Annotated in this window: 19 protein-coding genes; all 19 read right to left on the minus strand. The window is 72.4% G+C overall.

The window, feature by feature from the left end; genetic code table 11:
- Positions 1-24: 24 nt before the first annotated feature.
- Entirely contained in the window at positions 25-1029 is a 1005-nt protein-coding gene (locus ACFQ6N_RS09730; RefSeq protein WP_380648123.1) for a proline racemase family protein, read from the minus strand.
- A 148-nt stretch (positions 1030-1177) separates the two neighbouring features.
- Complete coding sequence (locus ACFQ6N_RS09735; protein ID WP_380648234.1) at positions 1178-2041, minus strand: dihydrodipicolinate synthase family protein; 864 nt, start codon at positions 2039-2041, stop codon at positions 1178-1180.
- Between the two features lie 133 nt (positions 2042-2174).
- Positions 2175-3581 carry an NAD(P)/FAD-dependent oxidoreductase gene (locus ACFQ6N_RS09740; protein WP_380648125.1) on the minus strand — a complete coding sequence of 469 codons (1407 nt, stop codon included), beginning with the start codon at positions 3579-3581 and terminating at the stop codon, positions 2175-2177.
- Positions 3562-3912, minus strand: coding sequence for a (2Fe-2S)-binding protein (locus ACFQ6N_RS09745; RefSeq protein ID WP_380648127.1), 351 nt, complete (start codon positions 3910-3912; stop codon positions 3562-3564). Before ACFQ6N_RS09745 ends, ACFQ6N_RS09740 begins: the two co-directional genes overlap by 20 nt.
- Before the next feature lie 16 nt (positions 3913-3928).
- A complete protein-coding gene (locus ACFQ6N_RS09750; protein ID WP_380648129.1) occupies positions 3929-5089 on the minus strand; it encodes an NAD(P)/FAD-dependent oxidoreductase in 1161 nt (386 codons plus the stop codon).
- A 153-nt stretch (positions 5090-5242) separates the two neighbouring features.
- Positions 5243-6136, minus strand: a complete 894-nt coding sequence (tatC, locus tag ACFQ6N_RS09755) for a twin-arginine translocase subunit TatC (RefSeq protein ID WP_380648237.1) — start codon at positions 6134-6136, stop codon at positions 5243-5245.
- 124 nt (positions 6137-6260) lie between these two features.
- Entirely contained in the window at positions 6261-6575 is a 315-nt protein-coding gene (tatA, locus tag ACFQ6N_RS09760) for a Sec-independent protein translocase subunit TatA (RefSeq protein ID WP_380648130.1), read from the minus strand.
- 192 nt (positions 6576-6767) lie between these two features.
- A complete protein-coding gene (locus ACFQ6N_RS09765; protein ID WP_380648132.1) occupies positions 6768-6962 on the minus strand; it encodes a hypothetical protein in 195 nt (64 codons plus the stop codon).
- A 20-nt stretch (positions 6963-6982) separates the two neighbouring features.
- The gene (locus ACFQ6N_RS09770; RefSeq protein ID WP_380648133.1) at positions 6983-7213 is read right to left on the minus strand and encodes a hypothetical protein; all 231 of its coding nucleotides are present in this window, start codon (positions 7211-7213) and stop codon (positions 6983-6985) included.
- A gap of 3 nt (positions 7214-7216) precedes the next feature.
- Positions 7217-8173, minus strand: a complete 957-nt coding sequence (locus ACFQ6N_RS09775) for a helix-turn-helix transcriptional regulator (protein ID WP_380648135.1) — start codon at positions 8171-8173, stop codon at positions 7217-7219.
- Complete coding sequence (locus ACFQ6N_RS09780; protein WP_380648137.1) at positions 8170-9150, minus strand: helix-turn-helix transcriptional regulator; 981 nt, start codon at positions 9148-9150, stop codon at positions 8170-8172. The genes ACFQ6N_RS09775 and ACFQ6N_RS09780 overlap by 4 nt, the downstream gene beginning before the upstream one ends.
- Before the next feature lie 199 nt (positions 9151-9349).
- Positions 9350-9757 (minus strand): FKBP-type peptidyl-prolyl cis-trans isomerase, encoded by a 408-nt coding sequence (locus ACFQ6N_RS09785; RefSeq protein WP_380648138.1) that lies wholly within the window; start codon positions 9755-9757, stop codon positions 9350-9352.
- A 150-nt stretch (positions 9758-9907) separates the two neighbouring features.
- Positions 9908-11224, minus strand: a complete 1317-nt coding sequence (locus ACFQ6N_RS09790; RefSeq protein ID WP_380648139.1) for an FKBP-type peptidyl-prolyl cis-trans isomerase — start codon at positions 11222-11224, stop codon at positions 9908-9910.
- A 214-nt stretch (positions 11225-11438) separates the two neighbouring features.
- Positions 11439-12428 carry an FKBP-type peptidyl-prolyl cis-trans isomerase gene (locus tag ACFQ6N_RS09795; RefSeq protein WP_380648140.1) on the minus strand — a complete coding sequence of 330 codons (990 nt, stop codon included), beginning with the start codon at positions 12426-12428 and terminating at the stop codon, positions 11439-11441.
- Positions 12429-12610: 182 nt separating this feature from the next.
- Positions 12611-13972: a Pup--protein ligase gene (pafA, locus tag ACFQ6N_RS09800; RefSeq protein WP_380648142.1), complete on the minus strand. Its 1362-nt coding sequence runs from the start codon at positions 13970-13972 to the stop codon at positions 12611-12613.
- A gap of 122 nt (positions 13973-14094) precedes the next feature.
- Entirely contained in the window at positions 14095-14850 is a 756-nt protein-coding gene (gene prcA / locus ACFQ6N_RS09805; RefSeq protein WP_380648144.1) for a proteasome subunit alpha, read from the minus strand.
- A 31-nt stretch (positions 14851-14881) separates the two neighbouring features.
- The gene (gene prcB / locus ACFQ6N_RS09810; protein WP_380648146.1) at positions 14882-15724 is read right to left on the minus strand and encodes a proteasome subunit beta; all 843 of its coding nucleotides are present in this window, start codon (positions 15722-15724) and stop codon (positions 14882-14884) included.
- Positions 15725-15885: 161 nt separating this feature from the next.
- The gene (locus ACFQ6N_RS09815; protein WP_380648148.1) at positions 15886-16104 is read right to left on the minus strand and encodes a ubiquitin-like protein Pup; all 219 of its coding nucleotides are present in this window, start codon (positions 16102-16104) and stop codon (positions 15886-15888) included.
- Positions 16105-16278: 174 nt separating this feature from the next.
- Positions 16279-17790: a depupylase/deamidase Dop gene (gene dop / locus ACFQ6N_RS09820; protein ID WP_380648149.1), complete on the minus strand. Its 1512-nt coding sequence runs from the start codon at positions 17788-17790 to the stop codon at positions 16279-16281.
- Positions 17791-17830 lie beyond the last annotated feature (40 nt).

A 17830-nucleotide genomic window follows, 5' to 3' on the forward strand; every position in this document is an offset into this window, starting at 1 on the left:
GGGGGAGTTCGGAGCAGGTGCGGCTTACAGCAGGAACCCGGCCGGGAACGGGTCGCTCGGGTCGAGGAAGTACTGGGCGGTGCCGGTGACCCAGGCCCGCCCGGTGACGGTGGGCACCACGGCGGGGCGCCCGGCCACCTCGGTCTCCTCGACCAGCCGACCGGTGAAGGTCGTGCCGATGAAGGAGTCGTTGCGGAAGTCCCGCCCGAGGGGGAGTTCGCCGCGGGTGTGCAGCTGGGCCATCCGTGCCGAGGTGCCGGTGCCGCAGGGCGAGCGGTCGAACCAGCCGGGGTGGATGGCCATCGCGTGCCGGGAGTGCTCGGCGGTGGAGCCGGGGGCGAGCAGCTGGACGTGGTGGCAGCTGTGGATGGACGGGTCCTCGGGGTGCACGGGCCGGTCCGGGCCCGCGTTGATGGCGTCCATCAGGGCGAGGCCGGCGTCCAGGATGTCCCGCTTGCGCTCGCGCTCGAAGGGCAGCCCGAACTCGGCGAGCGGCAGGACGGCGTAGAAGTTGCCGCCGTACGCGAGGTCGTAGGTCACCGCGCCGTAGCCGGGCACCTCGATCTTGCGGTCCAGCGCCTCCGTGTAGGAGGGCACGTTGCGGATGGTCACCGCCTTGGCTGCGCCGTCCTCGACGTGCACCTCGGCGACCACCAGGCCGGCCGGGGTGTCCAGCCGCACGGTGGTGACCGGCTCGACCACCGGCACCATCCCGGTCTCGACGAGCACGGTGGCGACCCCGATGGTGCCGTGGCCGCACATCGGCAGCAGGCCGGAGACCTCGATGTAGAGCACGCCGAAGTCGGCGTCCGGGCGGGTCGGCGGCTGGAGGACGGCGCCGCTCATCGCCGCGTGGCCGCGGGGCTCGTACATCAGCAGGGTGCGGAAGTGGTCCAGGTGCTGCTGGAAGTGCACCCGGCGCTCGGCCATGGTGGCGCCGGGGATGACACCGAAGCCGCCGGTGATCACCCGGGTCGGCATGCCCTCGGTGTGCGAGTCGACGGCGTGGAACACGTGACGGCTGCGCATGGGTCACAACTCCCTACGGAATCTGGTGCCTGATGGGGGGCGGACCTGGCCGGCTGCCGCCGCAGCCGGCCGGGAGGTCCTGGGCATCCGGAAGTCCTGAGCGTCCGGAGGTCCGGAGCGCCCGGAGAGTCCGGACCGGGGAAGGATCTCAGACGAGGCCGTCGGCCAGCGCCTTCTCGGTGGCCGCGCGGACGGCCGCCTCGATGTCCCCGGGGAGCTCCTGGCGCGGGGCCCGGACCGGGCCGCCGGGGCGCCCGGCGATGTCCATGGACAGCTTGATGGCCTGGACGAACTCGGTCTTGGAGTCCCAGCGCAGCAGCGAGTGCAGCGACTTGTACAGCGGCAGCGCCGTCTCCAGGTCGTGCTTGACGGCGGCGTCGTAGAGCGCCACCGAGGCCGCCGGGAGCGCGTTCGGGTAGCCGGCGATCCAGCCGACCGCGCCGGCCAGCGCCAGCTCCAGCAGCACGTCGTCGGCGCCGATCAGCAGGTCGAGGCCAGGGGCGAGCTCGGCGATCTCGTACGCCCGGCGGACGTCGCCGCTGAACTCCTTGACCGCGACGATGGAGCCCTCGGCGTGCAGCTGGGCGAGCAGCGGCGGGACGAGGTCGACCTTGGTGTCGATCGGGTTGTTGTACGCCACGATCGGCAGGCCGGCCTTGGCGACCTCGGCGTAGTGCGCGCGCACCGAGGCGTGGTCGGCCCGGAAGGCGTTCGGCGGCAGCAGCAGGACGGAGCCGGCGCTGGCCTCGGCGGCCTGCTCGGCCCAGCGGCGGGACTCGGCGCTGCCGTAGGCGGCCACGCCGGGCATGACCCGGGAGCCGTCGCCGGCCGCCTCGACCGCCACCTCGACGACCCGGGCGCGCTCCTCGGCGGTGAGCGTCTGGTACTCGCCCAGCGAGCCGTTGGGGACGACGCCCTCACAGCCGGAGTCGATCAGCCAGCGGACGTGCGCGGCGTAGGCGTCGTAGTCGACGGAGTGGTCCGGGCGCAGCGGGATCGTGGTGGCGACCATGATGCCGCGCCAGGGACGGGTGGTGTCGTGCTGGGTGATGGACACGATGAACTCCTTGGTGAGGTGTGACATTTTATAAGTGCGGACGGGCCGGAGACAAGGTCCCCGGCCCGTCCGTTCGACGACGGGCCCGCTACGACCCCGTAGAGGGCCCCGCCGCCAGCTGGGACAGCGGCACCGGGCAGCCCAGCGGCCGCCGGTCCGGTCCCGGCTCACCCTGGCCGGCCAGGCAGGCCACGGCCGGACCGCACATCCGTCCCTGGCACCAGCCCATCCCGGCCCGGGTGAGCAGCTTCACGGTGCGCGGATCGCCCGCGCCCAGCTCGTCCACGGCCTCCCGGATCGCCGCGACCGGCACTTCCTCGCACCGGCAGACGTCGGTGTCCGGGCGCAGCCAGCCGGTCCAGCCGGGCCCCGGCCGGTGGGCCGCCGCCATCAGGTCGGCGAAGGCCCGCAGCCGGGTCCGGCGGCGCAGCAGCGCGGGCCCGGGCAGCGCCCCGGCCACCGCGTGCGCGGCCAGCTCGCCCTCGGCGATCGCGAGGTCGGCGCCGCCGACGCCGTTGGTCTCCCCCGCCGACCAGAGGCCGGGCACGCTGGTGCGCAGCCGGGCGTCGACGTCCAGCGCGACCGCGCCGTCCGGCCCGGTGCGGGTGCGGGCGCCCAGTTCGGTGGCCAGGTCGATCTGCGGCAGCAGGCCGTGGCCGACGGCGAGCGCGTCGCAGTCGATCCGCCGCTCGGTGCCGGGCACCGGCCGCCAGTCGGCGTCCAGCCTGGCCACCGTGACGCCGGTGACCCGGTCGGTGCCGTGCGCCTCGACCACGGCGCTGCGCGGGCGCAGCCGTACGCCGTGCCGCAGCAGCGCGCGCCCGTGGCCGGCGCCCTCCACGAGCTTGCCGGGGACGCCCGCCAGGACGCCCGGGCGCCGCGCGTACCCGAGGTAGGCGGTGGCCTCGACCACGGCGGGCACCTCGGCCCCGGCGGTGACCAGCGAGGACGCCGCGGCGAGCAGCAGCGGTCCGCTCCCGGCGACCACGATCCGCTTCCCGGGCAGCACCAGGCCGGCCTTGAGCATGGCCTGCGCGCCGCCCGCGGTGACCACCCCGGGCAGGGTCCAGCCCGGGAACGGCAGCTGCCGCTCGTAGGCCCCGGTGGCGAGCAGCACCGACCGGGTCCGGACGGTGGCCCGGTCGGTGCTCTCCGGCCCGCGGGTGACGTGCGCCGCGAAGCCGTCCTCGACGCTCTCCAGCGCCCAGACCTGGTGTCCGCCCCGGAAGGCGGCCCGCCCGGCCCGTTCGTGGGCGGCGAGCCGGTCGGCCAGGCCGCGGTAGGTGGACCAGTGGTGGTGCAGCCGGTCCGGCCGGGCCGCGCCGAGGCCGGGCGCCGGGTGGCGGTAGTACTGGCCGCCGGTGCTCGTGCCGCCGTCCAGCAGGACGCAGCGCAGCCCGAGGTCGGCGGCGGTGACGGCGGCGGCGAGTCCGGCCGGGCCGGCCCCGATCACCGCGAGGTCGTACCGGAAGGGGTCAGACGGCGAGGTCGGCACGGCCGTGGCCCTCCTGGGTGGTGACGGTGGTGCCGGGCTCGGCGGGGAGCAAGCAGGTGCGCTGGTTGGGTCGGCCGTCCACGGTGGCCAGGCAGTCGAAGCAGGCGCCGATGCCGCAGAACGCCCCGCGCGGCTTCCCGCCGACCCGGGTGGTGCGCCAGGCGAGCACGCCGTCCGCCCAGAGCGCGGCGGCGATCGACTGCCCGGGCAGCGCGGGGACGGGCCGCCCGTCGAACTCGATGTGGTGGGCGGGCCCGGGCTCGGCCTCGACCAGCCCGGCGGGGGTGCGGCGGCGCATCGGCGGCGTCTCCAATCCAGGACGGAATCTCATGTACGGGAACGGAAGCTCAGGCGGCCGGGAACCGGTCCGCCCGGAACGGCGTCAGGTCGAGTTCCGGCTGCTTGCCGGTGAGCTGTTCGCTGATCAGCAGTCCGGTCGCCGGGGCCAGCCCGATGCCGGCCCCCTCGTGCCCGCAGGCGTGGTACAGCCCGGCCACCCGGGGGTCCGCGCCGATGGCCGGCAGGTGGTCCGGGAGGTACGGGCGGAAGCCCCGGTAGGCGCGCATCACGGTGACGTCCGCGAGCACCGGGAAGAGCGCGGCGGCCTGTCCGGCGAGGCGGCGCAGCACCTCCTGGGAGAGGGTGCGGTCGAAGCCGACCCGCTCCCGGCTGGCGCCGATCAGCACCGGCCCGCCCGGGGTGCCCTCGATCACGGCGGAGGTCTCCAGGCCGGCCGAGCCGCTGGCCACGTTGGCCACGTAGTCGGCGGCGTAGACCTTGTGCCGGACCACCCGCGGCAGCGGCTCGGTGACCAGGACGAAGCCGCGCCGGGGCAGCACCGGCAGGTGCACTCCGGCCAGGGCGGCCAGCTCGCCGCCCCAGGTGCCGGCCGCGTTCACCACGGCGGGCACGGCCAGTCGGCGCCGCTCGGTCCGGACGCCGCGCACGGCGCCGTCGGGTCCCCGCTCGATCTCCGTGACGGCTTCCCCGGTGATCAGCTCGGCGCCCATCCGGCGGGCCTCGCGCAGCAGGTGGGCGGCGGCGAGGGCGGGCTGGACCTGGGCGTCCTGCGGGTAGTGGAAGCCGCCGGCCAGGCCGGGGGCGAGGTGCGGCTCCAGCTCCCGCAGCCGGTCGCCGGGGACCTCCTCGGCGATGACCCCGGCGGTGCGCTGCCCTGCGGCGAAGGCGCGCAGCGCCTCCTGCCCGGCGGCGGTGGAGGCGACCACCACGCCGCCCTTGGGCTCGTACTCGACGGCCGCGCCGAGGTCCTCGGCGAGTTCGCGCCACAGCCGGGTGCTGAGCAGGGCGAGGTCGAGTTCGGGCCCGGGCTCCTTGTCGGAGACCAGCAGGTTGCCCTCGCCCGCGCCGGTGGTGCCGCCGGCCACCGGCCCGCGGTCCACGACGGCGACGGCGAGCCCGGCGCGGGCGGCGTAGTAGGCGCAGGCGGCACCGACCACTCCGGCGCCGACCACGACGACATCCAGGGGAGGTCTCTCGGTCTTCAGCACGACAGTAATATGTCACATTCCATCTACCCTGCCAAGACCGCCGCGCCGATTCCGGCCGAGCCCGGCCGGGACACCGACAGGGCCCCGACCAGCGAAAAGCCCCGGCCCGCCGCTCGAAGGCGACGGACCGGGGCCTCAGGACGGCTCACCGGCTCAGGTGATGTCGTCCATCTGCTCGTGGCGGGCGGCCGGCACCGGGGCGCTGCTCGCCGTCGGAGCCGCCGAGGCCGCGACGCTCTCCGCGCCGTCCACCGCCTGCACGCTGAGGTCCAGGTGCGAGGCCTCCTCGTCGTCCAGCCCGGCGTCCGGGTCGCGGCGCGCCTTCCGCTTGTCGTTGAACAGGGCGACGCCCACCGCGATGAAGAACAGCGCCCAGATCGGCGCGGCCAGGACCAGCATGCTGATCGGCTCCGCGCTCGGGGTCGCGAAGGCGGCGAACACCGTGATGCCCATGACCATGCCGCGCCACCAGCCGAGCAGCCGCTTGCCGGTCACGATGCCGACCAGGTTGAGCATGACCAGCAGCAGCGGGAACTCGAAGGCCAGACCGAAGACCAGCACCATCCGGGTGGCGATGTCGAAGTAGTCCTCGGGCGGGAGGATCGGCGTCGTGTCGTTCGGCGTGAACGAGATCAACACCTCGACCGTGGTCGGCATCACCAGGAAGGCGCAGGCCACGCCCGCCAGGAACAGCGGGGCCCCGCAGACCATGAAGATGACGGTGTACTTCTTCTCGTGCCGGTGCAGACCCGGCGCGACGAAGGCCCACACCTGGTACAGCCAGACCGGGACGGCCGCCACCACGCCCGCCGTCAGCGCGACCTTCAGCATCCAGTTGAAGCCCGCGGTGAGCCCGATGTTGGACACCTGGGCGCAGCGCCCGTGGTAGTCCGCCGCGTTCGCCTTGTTGCACTGCGGCAGCGGCTGGAGGAGGAAGCTCTCCAACTGCTTGTGGTAGATCCCCGCGACGATCGTGAACACCAAGATCGCCAGGACCGACTTGACCACGCGGTTGCGCAGTTCCCGCAGGTGGTCGGCGAGGGCCATCCGCCCCTCAGGATCCTTTGACGCCTTCGACGCCTTGGAGAGCTTGCTCAACCCCGGTCCTCAACTCGTGCGTCGAGGCCCGCCGGTCGACGGGCCTCCATCTGCGTGGTCACGCCCACCGCGCTCAGTGCGGGCGGTCGCCGTCGGGCGCGGACGGCCCGGCGGCGGGCTCGGCGACCGGACGGGCCGTGCCCGAGGCCCCCGGGGCGGCCTGGATGGTCCTGGCCGCGGTGCCGTCCACCGGAGCCGGGGCCGGAGCGGGCCGCTCCGGCTGCTCGGGCTGCGCGGGCTCACCGTCCGTCCGCATCGCCCTGGCCTCGCTCTTCAGGATCCGCAGCGACTTCCCCAGCGAGCGCGCCACCTCCGGCAGCCGCTTGGCTCCGAACAGCACGATGGCGAGAACCACGATCACCACGATTGCGGTCATCGAGATGCGCATGCGCGACCACCTTCAGTCATGGCGGCCCGACCGGGCCGTCCGCTGCGGATGGTAACCGCTGCGGATGACGCCGCGACGAAGGCCGCCCGAACAGGACAGCAGCCCCCGGTACACGGTTCGGGAGCCGACTGGAAGCGTAACCCGCCCCTGCCCCCGCACAGCAGCCCCCGTACCACCGACGGTCCGGCCGTGCTACACGGCCGGCGACCCGGTACGGGCCGGGACCGCGTCCGCCAGCTCCTCCGCCGCCGAGGCCAGCGCCCGCGAGGCCGTGTCCACGCCCTTGGCGAGCGCCCGCACGTCCAGCCAGAGCCGGGTCGCGAGGACCCCGAGGACCAGCAGGCCCGCGGTGGCGAGCAGGACGGCGGCGACGAGCATCCAGGACATGCGCCCACCCTATACGGGCACTACCCCTCGGCCGGGACGAGCCGCATGGTGCGCACCCCGGCCCCGAGCAGCGCCTCGACGATCTTCTCGCCGGCCGGTTTGCGCACCGCCGCCCCGCACAGCGGGCAGCCGAAGCTGTAGTGCGCCTGGGCCGGAGTCCGACCGAGGGTCAGCCGGAACCCGTCGGCCGGGAGCTCCACCTTCTCCCGGCACTCCGAGCAGTACACCTTGAATCTGGTCCCGGGCTCCACCGCTCAGACCTGCCCCTCCCCGTAGGCGGCCAGTGCCTCCCGCGCGGCCGAGCGCGCCTGCCCGGCCAGTTCGGGCGGCGAGACGATCCGGCCGTCCCGGCCCAGCCGCAGCGCCAGCGGGCGCAGCTGGGAGGGGTCGGCGCTGCGCAGGGTGATCCGCAGCCCGCCGTCGGGCAGTTCCTCGGCCCGGTCGTGGGTGTAGTACTCGGCCACCCAGCGTCCGCCGGAGGAGACCTCGACCACCACCTCGGGGTCGTCCGCCGCCGGGTTGACCAGTCCGCCGCTCAGGTCCCGCGGCTCGCGCCGGGGCGGGTCGGCCGGGACGTCCAGGACGCGGATCTCGGCGACCCGGTCCAGCCGGAACATCCGGTGGTCCTCGGAGGTGCGGCACCAGGCCTCGAGGTAGGTGTGGCCCTCGGTGAGCAGCCGGATCGGGTCGACCTCGCGCTCGGTCATCCCGCCGCGCCCGTGCGAGTAGTAGCGCAGCCAGACCCGGCGGCCCTCGCTGAGCGCGCGGTCGATGTCGGCGAAGACGTGGCTCTCGGCCTCGAAGGTGACGCCGACCCGGGCGCTGCCCTCGGCGCTCTCCCCCGCCGCGTTCTCGATCTTGGCGACGGCCCGGGTGAGCGCCTCGCGGTCCCCGGCCCGCAGCCCGGGCAGCCCGGCGACGGCGCGGGCCGCGACCAGCAGCGCGGTCGCCTCGTCGGCGGCCAGCCGCAGCGGCTGGGCCACGTCGTCGACGTTGTGCCACCAGATCCGCTCGCCGTCGGTGTCGATGTCGAGCAGGTCGCCGCCGCGGAAACTGGTGCCGCACATCGGCAGCACGTTGAGGTCCCCGATCAGCTCGCGCTCACTGATCCCGAAGGCCCGGGCCACCTCGGCGACCTCGGCCCCCGGCCGCTCCCGCAGGTAGGTGACCAGCGACAGCATCCGTCGCGTCTGGTCGATCGCATTGCTCATGCCCGCACGTCCTCCGAGTCCAGCCCCGCGACCGCCCGAAGCCGGTCGACCACATCCGCCCGCAGCTCCTCCGGCCCGAGCACCAGCACATCCGGCCCGAACTCCGCGAGGTCGGCGCCCAGCCCGTTGCCGTACGGGATCTCCAGCTCGTCCCAGGCCTCGTCGACCCGGGTGCTGTTCAGCGCCTTGGTGCGCAGCGGGAAGCCCGCGCCCCGGCGGACCCGGACGGTCGCGGTGGCGGTGGCGCCCTCCCCCGCGAACTTCGCCACGGTGGCCCGGACGTCCACGTGCTCGGGCACGGTGCCGACGAAGGCCCCGGTCCTCGCCCGCACCTTGCCGGGGATCCGGCTGAGCCGGAACACCCGGGCGTCGCCGCGGTCGCGGTCGTACCCGGCCAGGTACCAGTGCCCGCGCCAGCACTCCAGCGCCCACGGCTCGACGCTGCGCTGCTCGACGGCGGCGGCACCGGCCTTGCGATACTCGAAGGTGACCGGACGGCGGTCCCGGGCGGCGGTGAGCAGCGGCTCGAACGCGGCCTCCCGGGCGGGGATGCGCGGCTCCAGGGCGGTACGGCCCTCGGGCTCGGTGAACGGCACCCCGGCCGCGCGCAGCTTCTGCAGCGCGCCGCTGGCCGCGCCGGACATCTTGGCCTGCTGCCAGACCCGGGCCGCCAGGGTCAGCGCGGCCGCCTCCTCCGCGTCCAGCGCGATCTCGGGCAGCCGGTTGCGGTCGGCCCGGGCCAGGTAGCCGAGCTCGCCGTCCAGGGTGCTCTCGTCGACGTCGATCACCAGGCCGAGCTCGCGCAGGTCGTCCTTGTCCCGCTCGAACATCCGGTTGAAGGCGTCCTCGCTGCTGCTCTGCCAGGCCTCGCGGTACGCCTCGATGGATTCCCGCAGCTCCTTCTTGGAGAGCGGACGTCTGGTGTTCATCAGGCACAGGGCGAGATTCATCAGCCGCTCTGCCTTGGCGATCGCCATCGCTGACCCTTCCGGTGTGCCGCGCCGCGCGCGGGGTGCGCCAACCGGGCGATCACCACCCGGCGGGACCGACCGTACCGGTAGCGGTACGCAGTGCAAAAGCCGCGTCCCGCACCCGGCCCCCGGGCGGTGCCGTCCGGCCCCGGACACGCCCGTGGGCCGGGCCCCCGGAGGGGTCCGGCCCACGGTCCGCACGGCCTCAGACGGCCAGCAGGTCGACCACGAAGATCAGCGTGGAGCCGGCCGGGATCGCCGGGGTCGGCGACTGGTTGCCGTACGCCAGGTGCGACGGGATGGTCAGCTCGCGGCGGCCGCCGACCTTCATGCCGACGACACCGCGGTCCCAGCCCTTGATGACCCGGCCGCCGCCCAACGGGAAGCGGAACTCGTTCGGGCTCCGGTTCCAGCTCGCGTCGAACTCCTCGCCGGTCTCGAAGGTCACGCCGACGTAGCGGACGCTGACGTTCTGGCCCGACTTGGCCTCCGCGCCGTCACCGACGACGATGTCGCGGATCTGCAGCTCCGTCGGGGCGTCGCCGATCGGGAAGTCGATCTCGGGCTTCTCGTTGAGGTTGGCGCTCACAGTCCCTCTTCTCACGTTTCGCATTGCATTACACGACCAAGCGGCGGACGCCCGCCCCGGTCCGCCCGTACGACGTACGGGCGGACCACGGTACGCGCGCCCGCCGCCCGTCCGGGTCCGGCCACGCGGCCGGACCCGGAGGTCACACATTCACCATTGTCACCCGAAAGTGGATCAGCCCTGACCCGCGTCCAGGATGTCCACCACGAAGACCAGCGTCGCGCCGGGCGGGATGTCGCCCTGGCCCTTGTCGCCGTAGCCCAGCGCGGCCGGGATCACCAGCTCCACCCGGCTGCCCACGGTCTGGCCCTCCAGGCCCTGGTCCCAGCCCTGGATGACCTGGCCGCCGCCGACCGGGAAGGAGAACGCCTGGCCCTTGCTGAGCGAGGAGTCGAACATCTTGCCGTCCTTGGCGAGCGCGCCGGTGTACTGGACGACGACCTTCTCGCCCTTCTCCACCTTCGGCCCGGTGCCCTTGATCAGGACGTGCGACTTCAGCTCGGTCGGGTCCTTGGCGCCGGCCACCGGGGTGATCTCGGCCGGCTTCTTGCCGTTGTCCTTGACCTGCGGGAAGTCCGCCGGCGGCGGGGTGACCGTGCCGCTGACCACCGAGTCCGGCGCGTTGGCGTTACGGATGTCGATCACGAAGATCAGGTCGTCCTTGGGCCCGATCGACATGTCGGCCTTGCCCTGCGAGCCGAATCCGGCGGCCGGCGGGGCCACCACCAGCAGCCGGCTGCCGGCCTTCTTCCCCATCACGGCCTGGTCCAGCGCCGGGATCAGCGAGTCGGTGCCCGCCTGGAAGATCTGCGGCTTGCCGTTGGCGTCGTACGAGCTCGGGATGTCCTTGCCGGTGTTCCAGTCCTTGGCGGTGTAGTCCACCGAGGTCCAGGAGTTCTTGTCCACCTTGGCGCCGGTGCCCTCGGTGAGGACCTTGACCACGAAGGAACCGTCCGAGGCCTCGCCCGGCACCTGGATGTCGGCCTTCTTGCCGAAGTCACCGGTGACGGTCGGCAGCACCTTGGCGCTGTCCTTGATCGGCGGCACCGGCTCGGCGGTCGGCGTGGGCGGCGCGCTCTTGGCCGCGTCCGGCTTGGCGGCCGAGGCGCTGTCCTTGGAGCCGTCCTTGTTCACCATGTAGAGCGTGACACCGCTGCCGACCAGCAGCAGGGCGATCACCGTGCCGAGGATCACGCCCAGGCGGCCGACACCGGGCGGGTTCTCGTCGTACCCGGCCTCCGAGGTGTCGCTCTTGCGCACGTTGGAGGCGAAGATCTGCGGGGCCTCGTCGGTCTTGGTCCCGCCCGCGGCCCGCGGCGCCTCGCCGGGCTGCGCCCAGCCGGCCTGCTGCTTCAGGATCGACGGCGGAACGACGATCGACTCGCCGTCGCCCGGAAGCGGTCCGCCCGGACGGGAGGCGGCCGGGTCACCCGCAGGGCCGTCGTTCGCCGCGGTACCGGCCCCGCCCGGGCTCGGCGTCTTCTCAGTCATGACTCCCCATCCATCTCGCCACAGGTTCCAGGTCTGCACCCGGCGTGCTGAGCGCCGGACTGCCGTCGCACCGCCCGCCCCGGACCTTGGCGCCGGGCGGCGCCTGCCACAGCGCGAGGGCATTATGACAGCTCAGGATGAGGGCGGACGCTTCGTTGTACGAGCGTCCGCCCAAGCGTACGGAATCCCCCGGGTGAGTTCCTAGAGCACGCCCCTAGACCGCTTCCAGAATGTCGATCACGAAGACGAGCGTGGAGTTGGCGGGGACGGAGCCCTGGGCCTTGTCCTGGTAGCCGAGCGCGGGCGGCACCACCAGCAGCACCCGGCTGCCGACGTTCTGCCCCACCAGCCCCTTGTCCCAGCCCTCGATCACGCTCCCGGTGCCGATCTGCACCGCCTGCGCGCCGCCGTGCGTCCAGGAGGCGTCGAACTGCTGGCCGTTGCCCCACAGCACCCCGGTGTACTGCACCACCAGGGTCTGCCCGCTCTTGACCTGCTTGCCCTCGCCCTTGATCAGCACCGCCTGCTGGAGGTCCGTGGGCGCCGCCTGACCGGCCGGGACGGTGATCGTCACCGGCGCCTTCCCGTTGTCCTTGACCTGCGGCAGCGTCGCGGCCGGCTCGGTCATGGTCCCGGTCAGCGTGGAGTCCTGCGGCAGGCTCTCCATGATGTCCAGCACGAACACCACGGTGTCGTTCTTGTTGACGCCCAGCTGGGTGGAGCCCTGCTCGCCGAAGGCCGCCGCCGGCGGGGCCACCACGAGCAGCCGGGAGCCCACCTTCTTGCCGATCACGCTCTGGTCCAGCGCCGGCACCAGCTGTCCACTGCCGGCCTGGTAGAGCTGCGGCTTGCCGCTCGGGTCGTACGAGCTGGGCAGGTCCTTGCCGGTGGTCCAGTCCTTCGCCGTGTAGTTGACCGTCACCCAGTCGCCCTTGTTGACGGTGGAGCGCTCGCCCTCGCTCACCGTGCTCACCACGAACTGGCCGCTGGGCTGCTGGCCCTCGGGGATGGTGATGGTCGCCTTGCTGCCGAACCCGCCACCCGAAAGAGTGGGCATCGGCGACGCCTCGCCGACCGGCGCCGGCACCGTGGGGGCGGCGCTCGCCGCGGACGGTGTCGCCGGGCCGGCCGCCTTCGGGGAACTGCTGCAGGCGACCGCCAGCAGCAGCGGCAGGGTGAGAAGCAAACCGGCGGAGCGGCGCACGGTGGTCCTAACTGTCGGTCGAAGTCGGCTCTCCTGACTCGACGGACAGCGTATGCCCGGCACGCGTCCGGCCCCGGTAGACACCACCGGGGCCGGACCCACCACCGCGATCTTGAGGCCTTGCTCACACCCGGGCCGCGCCCCGGCTCACACCAGGGCCGCCCCGGGCTCACACTCCCGGGTCACATCCCCGCGATGAGCTTCTCCACCCGCTCGTCGACCGAGCGGAACGGGTCCTTGCACAGCACCGTGCGCTGCGCCTGGTCGTTCAGCTTCAGGTGCACCCAGTCGACCGTGAAGTCCCGGCGCTGCTCCTGCGCCCGGCGGATGAAGTCCCCGCGCAGCCGGGCCCGGGTGGTCTGCGGCGGGATCGACTTGGCCTCGAAGGTCTTGAGGTCGGTGGTGATCCGCTTCGCCTGGCCCTTGTTCTGGAGCAGGTAGAACAGGCCGCGACGGCGGTGGATGTCGTGGTACGCCAGGTCGATCTGGGCCACCCGCGGGTTGGACATGCTCATGTCGTGCTTCTCGCGGTAGCGCTCGATGAGCTTGTACTTCATGATCCAGTCGATCTCGGTGGCCACCCCGTCGAGGCGCTCGCTGCGGACCGCCTCCAGGGTGCGGCCCCACAGGTCGAGGACCCGGCCCACCGTGCCGGTGTTGATGCCCTTGCGGTCCGCGAACTCCAGCGCCTTGGTGTAGTACTCCTCCTGGATGTCCAGCGCGCTGGCCTCCCGGCCGTTGGCGAGCCGCACCTGGTGGGTGCCGGTGAGGTCGTGGCTGACCTCGCGGATCGCCCGGATCGGGTTCTCCAGGGTCAGGTCGCGCATCACCACGCCGGCCTCGATCAGCCGCAGCACCAGGTCGGTGGCACCGACCTTGAGCAGCGTCGTGGTCTCGGACATGTTGGAGTCGCCGACGATCACGTGCAGCCGGCGGTAGCGCTCGGCGTCCGCGTGCGGCTCGTCACGGGTGTTGATGATCGGCCGCGAGCGGGTGGTGGCGGAGCTGACGCCCTCCCAGATGTGCTCGGCGCGCTGGCTGACGCAGAACACCGCCCCGCGCGGGGTCTGCAGCACCTTGCCGGCCCCGCAGATCAGCTGCCGGGTGACCAGGAACGGGATCAGCACGTCGGCCAGCCGGGAGAACTCGCCGTGCCGGGCCACCAGGTAGTTCTCGTGGCAGCCGTAGGAGTTCCCGGCCGAGTCGGTGTTGTTCTTGAAGAGGTAGACGTCCCCCGCGATGCCCTCCTCGTGCAGCCGCCGCTCGGCGTCCACCAGGAGCCCTTCGAGGATGCGCTCCCCCGCCTTGTCGTGCGTCACCAGCTCGGTCACGTCGTCGCACTCGGGGGTGGCGTACTCGGGGTGGGAGCCGACGTCGAGGTAGAGCCTGGCGCCGTTGCGCAGGAAGACGTTGCTGCTGCGGCCCCAGGAGACGACCCGGCGGAACAGGTACCGCGCGACCTCGTCCGGGGACAGCCGCCGCTGCCCGCGGAACGTGCAGGTCACCCCGTACTCGTTCTCCAGCCCGAAAATCCGGCGGTCCATGAGCACTCCATTCTCTGTCGGAGCTGTCCGAAACCGCCTCCACGACGACTGGGCCGCCGCAGGGGCACCGGAGCCCCGTACGGACGGCGGTCCGGCCGCCGTACGGGACTCCTCAGGCACTGCTACTCCGGCGCGGTGTCCGCCGGGTTCTCGTCGTCGTCCGTCTCCGCGGACTGGTCCCCGTCCAGCAGCCGGCCGAGCTGGTTGCCCAGGATCCGCTTGAACTTGCGCTGCTGGAACCGCTGGCGGTCGAGCACCGCGACCTCCAGCTGCTCCGGGGTGAGGGTGCGCGGGCTGCCGCCGTTGGGGTCGCGGGCGAGCGAGTCGACCGCGACCTTCACCGCCTCGGTGAGGCTCAGGCCCACGCGGTGGCGCTGGCCCAGGTAGTTGCCGATCGAGTCGGCGTTGCCGCCGACCACCACGTAGTTCTTCTCGTCGACGACCGAGCCGTCCGGCGTGAGCCGGTAGATCTGGTCGTTGTCGGTGCCGCGGCCGACCTCGGCCACGATCAGCTCGACCTCGTACGGCTTCTCGCCGACCGAGGAGAAGATGGTGCCCAGGGTCTGGGCGTACACGTTGGCCAGGCCCCGGGCCGTGACGTCGGCCCGGTCGTAGGAGTAGCCGCGCAGATCGGCGTAGCGGACGCCGCCGATGCGCAGGTTCTCGAACTCGTTGTAGCGCCCGACCGCCGCGAAGGCGATCTTGTCGTAGATCTCGGAGACCTTGTGCAGCGCCCTGGAGGTGTTCTCCGCGACGAAGACGATGCCGTCGGCGTAGGTGAGCACGACCACGCTGCGGCCGCGCGCGATGCCCTTGCGGGCGTACTCCGCGCGGTCCGCCATGGCCTGCTGGGGCGAGACGTAGAACGGTGTCGACACCGGCGGTCGTCCCTTTCCTGTGAGGTGCTGGCTAGAGCAGCGGGGCCTGCGGGCCGTTGGGGTGGACGAGCCGCTCGTCGGTGATCGAGCGGGCGATCGCGCCGACCTCCGCGTCGGTGAGGCGGCGGAAGCCGTCCTCGGTGATCAGCGAGACGAGCGGGAAGATCTTGCGGGTGAGGTCGGGGCCGCCGGTGGCGGAGTCGTCGTCGGCCGCGTCGTAGAGCGCCTGGACGACCAGGGTCGAGGCCTGCTCGGCCGTCAGGCCCTCGCGGTAGAGCTTCTTCATCGAGCCGCGGGCGTAGACCGAGCCCGAGCCGGTGGCGGCGAACCCGCGCTCCTCCGAACGCCCGCCGGTCACGTCGTAGTTGAAGATCCGGCCGCGGCCGAGGTCCAGGTCGTAGCCGGCGAACATCGGCACCACGGCGAGGCCTTGCATCGCCATGCCCAGGTTGCCCCGGATCATGGTGGTGAGGCGGTTCGCCTTGCCCTCCAGGGAGAGCACGGTGCCCTCGATCTTCTCGTAGTGCTCCAGCTCCAGCTGGAACAGCCGGACCATCTCGACCGCGAGGCCGGCGGTGCCGGCGATGCCGACCGCGCTGTACTCGTCGGCCGGGAAGACCTTCTCCATGTCGCGCTGGGCGATCACGTTGCCCATCGTGGCCCGGCGGTCACCGGCGATCACCACACCGCCGTCGAAGACCGCGGACACGATCGTGGTCCCGTGCGGGGCCTCGACGACAACACCCTCGGGGAGCCCGCGCAGACCGGGGACCAGCTCCGGCTTGTGCTCGGCGAGGAAGTCGAGGAACGAGGACGACCCCGGGGTCAGGAAGGCAGCCGGTAGACGCCCGGTGCCACGAGTGTTGGCTTCCACACGATTCCTTCCAGGTAGCTTGAAGCGCGCGCTGCCCGCACCCTACCCGTCCGATGATCACTGTCCACGGGTGGAGGTGAGGTGCCGGGCGGCCGGACGGCAGGCGCCGCCCGGCCGCCCTCGACGGCCGCGACCGTGAATTCCCGAATGCCGGGGAGGGGCTATTGCCCGCCCTTCTGCACGAATCCGCGGACGAAATCTTCCGCATTCGACTCCAGGACCTCGTCGATTTCGTCCAGCACCGCGTCGACGTCGTCGCCCAGCTTTTCCTGGCGTTCCTTGAGGTCGTCGGAATTCTGCGTTTCCGCGACCTGCTCCTCGACCTCCTCGGAGGAGCGGTTCGCCCGCTGCTGGCCGCCGCCGGTGTCCTTGCTCGCCATTTCCCTCACCCCGCTCGATTCGTCTGGCACGGTTCGGTCGCTGCTTGCTGCACCGACCCTATACACAAGGTGCGACTGCCGCTCCCGGTTTGCCGGTGGCGCTTCTTGTCCAACACCCGCTGCCACCCCGGATGATTCCCATTCGGCGGAGGTTCACCCGTGGTGATCGAAAAGTTACCCGCCGGACAGCACCCGGAGCAGGTCCTCGGCCGTGCGGCAGCGGTCCAGCAGCTCCTTGACGTGGTTGCGGGTCCCGCGCAGCGGCTCCAGGGTGGGCACCCTCTGCAACGAGTCCCGGCCCGGCAGGTCGAAGATCACCGAGTCCCAGGAGGCCGCCGCGACGTGCTCCGCGTACTGCTCCAGGCAGCGCCCGCGGAAGTACGCCCTGGTGTCCTCCGGGGGCTTGGAGACGGCCCGCTCGACCTCGTCGTCGGTCAGCAGCCGCTCGAAGCGCCCGCGCGCCACCAGACGGTTGTAGAGGCCCTTCTCGGGCCGTACGTCGCTGTACTGGAGGTCGACCAGGTGCAGCCTCGGGTTCTCCCACTCCAGGGCGTCCCGGCTGCGGTAGCCCTCCAGGATCTCCCGCTTGGCGATCCAGTCCAGCTGCCGGGACAGCGACATCGGGTCGCGCTCCAGCCGGCCCAGGACGTCCTCCCAGCGCGTCAGCACGTCGACGGTCTGCTCGTCCGCGTCGTTGCCGAAGCGGTCCTCGACGTACTTGTGGGCCAGTTCGAAGTACTCCAGCTGGAGTTGGACGGCGGTGAGCTTGCGCCCGTTGCGCAGGGTGATCAGGTGCTTGAGCGTCGGGTCGTGGGAGACCCGGTGCAGGGTGCGCACGGGCTGGTCGACGGCGAGGTCGGAGGCGATGAAGGAGTCCTCGATCATCGACAGGACCAGCGCGGTGGTGCCCAGCTTGAGGTAGGTGGAGATCTCCGAGAGGTTGGCGTCCCCGATGATCACGTGCAGCCGGCGGTACTTCTCGGCGTCCGCGTGCGGTTCGTCCCGGGTGTTGATGATCGGCCGCTTGAGCGTGGTCTCCAGGCCGACCTCGACCTCGAAGTAGTCGGCCCGCTGGCTGATCTGGAAGCCGTGCGCCGAGCCGTCCTGGCCGATGCCGACCCGGCCCGCTCCGGTGACCACCTGCCGGGAGACGAAGAAGGGCGTGAGGTGGCGGACGATGTCGGCGAACGGGGTCGCCCGCTTCATCAGGTAGTTCTCGTGGGTGCCGTAGGAGGCGCCCTTGTTGTCCGTGTTGTTCTTGTACAGGTGGATGTTCTGCCCGTTGGGCAGCTCCAGGGCGCGCTGTGCGGCGGCCGCCATGACCCGCTCGCCGGCCTTGTCCCACAGCACGGCGTCGCGCGGGTTGGTCACCTCGGGCGAGCTGTACTCGGGGTGCGCGTGGTCCACGTAGAACCGGGCCCCGTTGGTGAGGATGATGTTGGCGAGGCCGATGTCCTCGTCGGTCAGCTGGCTGGCGTCCGCCACCTCGCGCGCGAGGTCGAAGCCCCGGGCGTCGCGCAGCGGGTTCTCCTCCTCGAAGTCCCAGCGGGCCCGCCGGGCCCGGTGCATCGCCGCCGCGTACGCGTTGACGATCTGGGACGAGGTGAGCATGGCGTTGGCGTTGGGGTGCCCGGGCACGGAGATCCCGTACTCGGTCTCGATGCCCATCACGCGCCGTACGGTCATGCGGCCCTCCTTGCCCGGTGCGCCGCCCCCGGCGGGCGGA

Source organism: Kitasatospora sp. NPDC056446 (genome assembly GCF_042796115.1).
GTDB lineage: Bacteria > Actinomycetota > Actinomycetes > Streptomycetales > Streptomycetaceae > Kitasatospora.

Excerpts from the sequence above, each read along its gene's own strand:
- ACFQ6N_RS09730 (WP_380648123.1), bottom strand. The coding sequence starts at position 1,029 with ATGCGCAGCCGTCACGTGTTCCACGCCGTCGACTCGCACACCGAGGGC.
- ACFQ6N_RS09735 (WP_380648234.1), bottom strand. The coding sequence starts at position 2,041 with ATGGTCGCCACCACGATCCCGCTGCGCCCGGACCACTCCGTCGACTAC.
- ACFQ6N_RS09745 (WP_380648127.1), bottom strand. The coding sequence starts at position 3,912 with ATGAGATTCCGTCCTGGATTGGAGACGCCGCCGATGCGCCGCCGCACC.
- tatC (WP_380648237.1), bottom strand. The coding sequence starts at position 6,136 with ATGGCCCTCGCCGACCACCTGCGGGAACTGCGCAACCGCGTGGTCAAG.
- tatA (WP_380648130.1), bottom strand. The coding sequence starts at position 6,575 with ATGCGCATCTCGATGACCGCAATCGTGGTGATCGTGGTTCTCGCCATC.
- ACFQ6N_RS09765 (WP_380648132.1), bottom strand. The coding sequence starts at position 6,962 with ATGTCCTGGATGCTCGTCGCCGCCGTCCTGCTCGCCACCGCGGGCCTG.
- ACFQ6N_RS09775 (WP_380648135.1), bottom strand. The coding sequence starts at position 8,173 with ATGAGCAATGCGATCGACCAGACGCGACGGATGCTGTCGCTGGTCACC.
- ACFQ6N_RS09780 (WP_380648137.1), bottom strand. The coding sequence starts at position 9,150 with ATGGCGATCGCCAAGGCAGAGCGGCTGATGAATCTCGCCCTGTGCCTG.
- ACFQ6N_RS09785 (WP_380648138.1), bottom strand. The coding sequence starts at position 9,757 with ATGCGAAACGTGAGAAGAGGGACTGTGAGCGCCAACCTCAACGAGAAG.
- ACFQ6N_RS09790 (WP_380648139.1), bottom strand. The coding sequence starts at position 11,224 with ATGACTGAGAAGACGCCGAGCCCGGGCGGGGCCGGTACCGCGGCGAAC.
- pafA (WP_380648142.1), bottom strand. The coding sequence starts at position 13,972 with ATGGACCGCCGGATTTTCGGGCTGGAGAACGAGTACGGGGTGACCTGC.
- ACFQ6N_RS09815 (WP_380648148.1), bottom strand. The coding sequence starts at position 16,104 with ATGGCGAGCAAGGACACCGGCGGCGGCCAGCAGCGGGCGAACCGCTCC.
- dop (WP_380648149.1), bottom strand. The coding sequence starts at position 17,790 with ATGACCGTACGGCGCGTGATGGGCATCGAGACCGAGTACGGGATCTCC.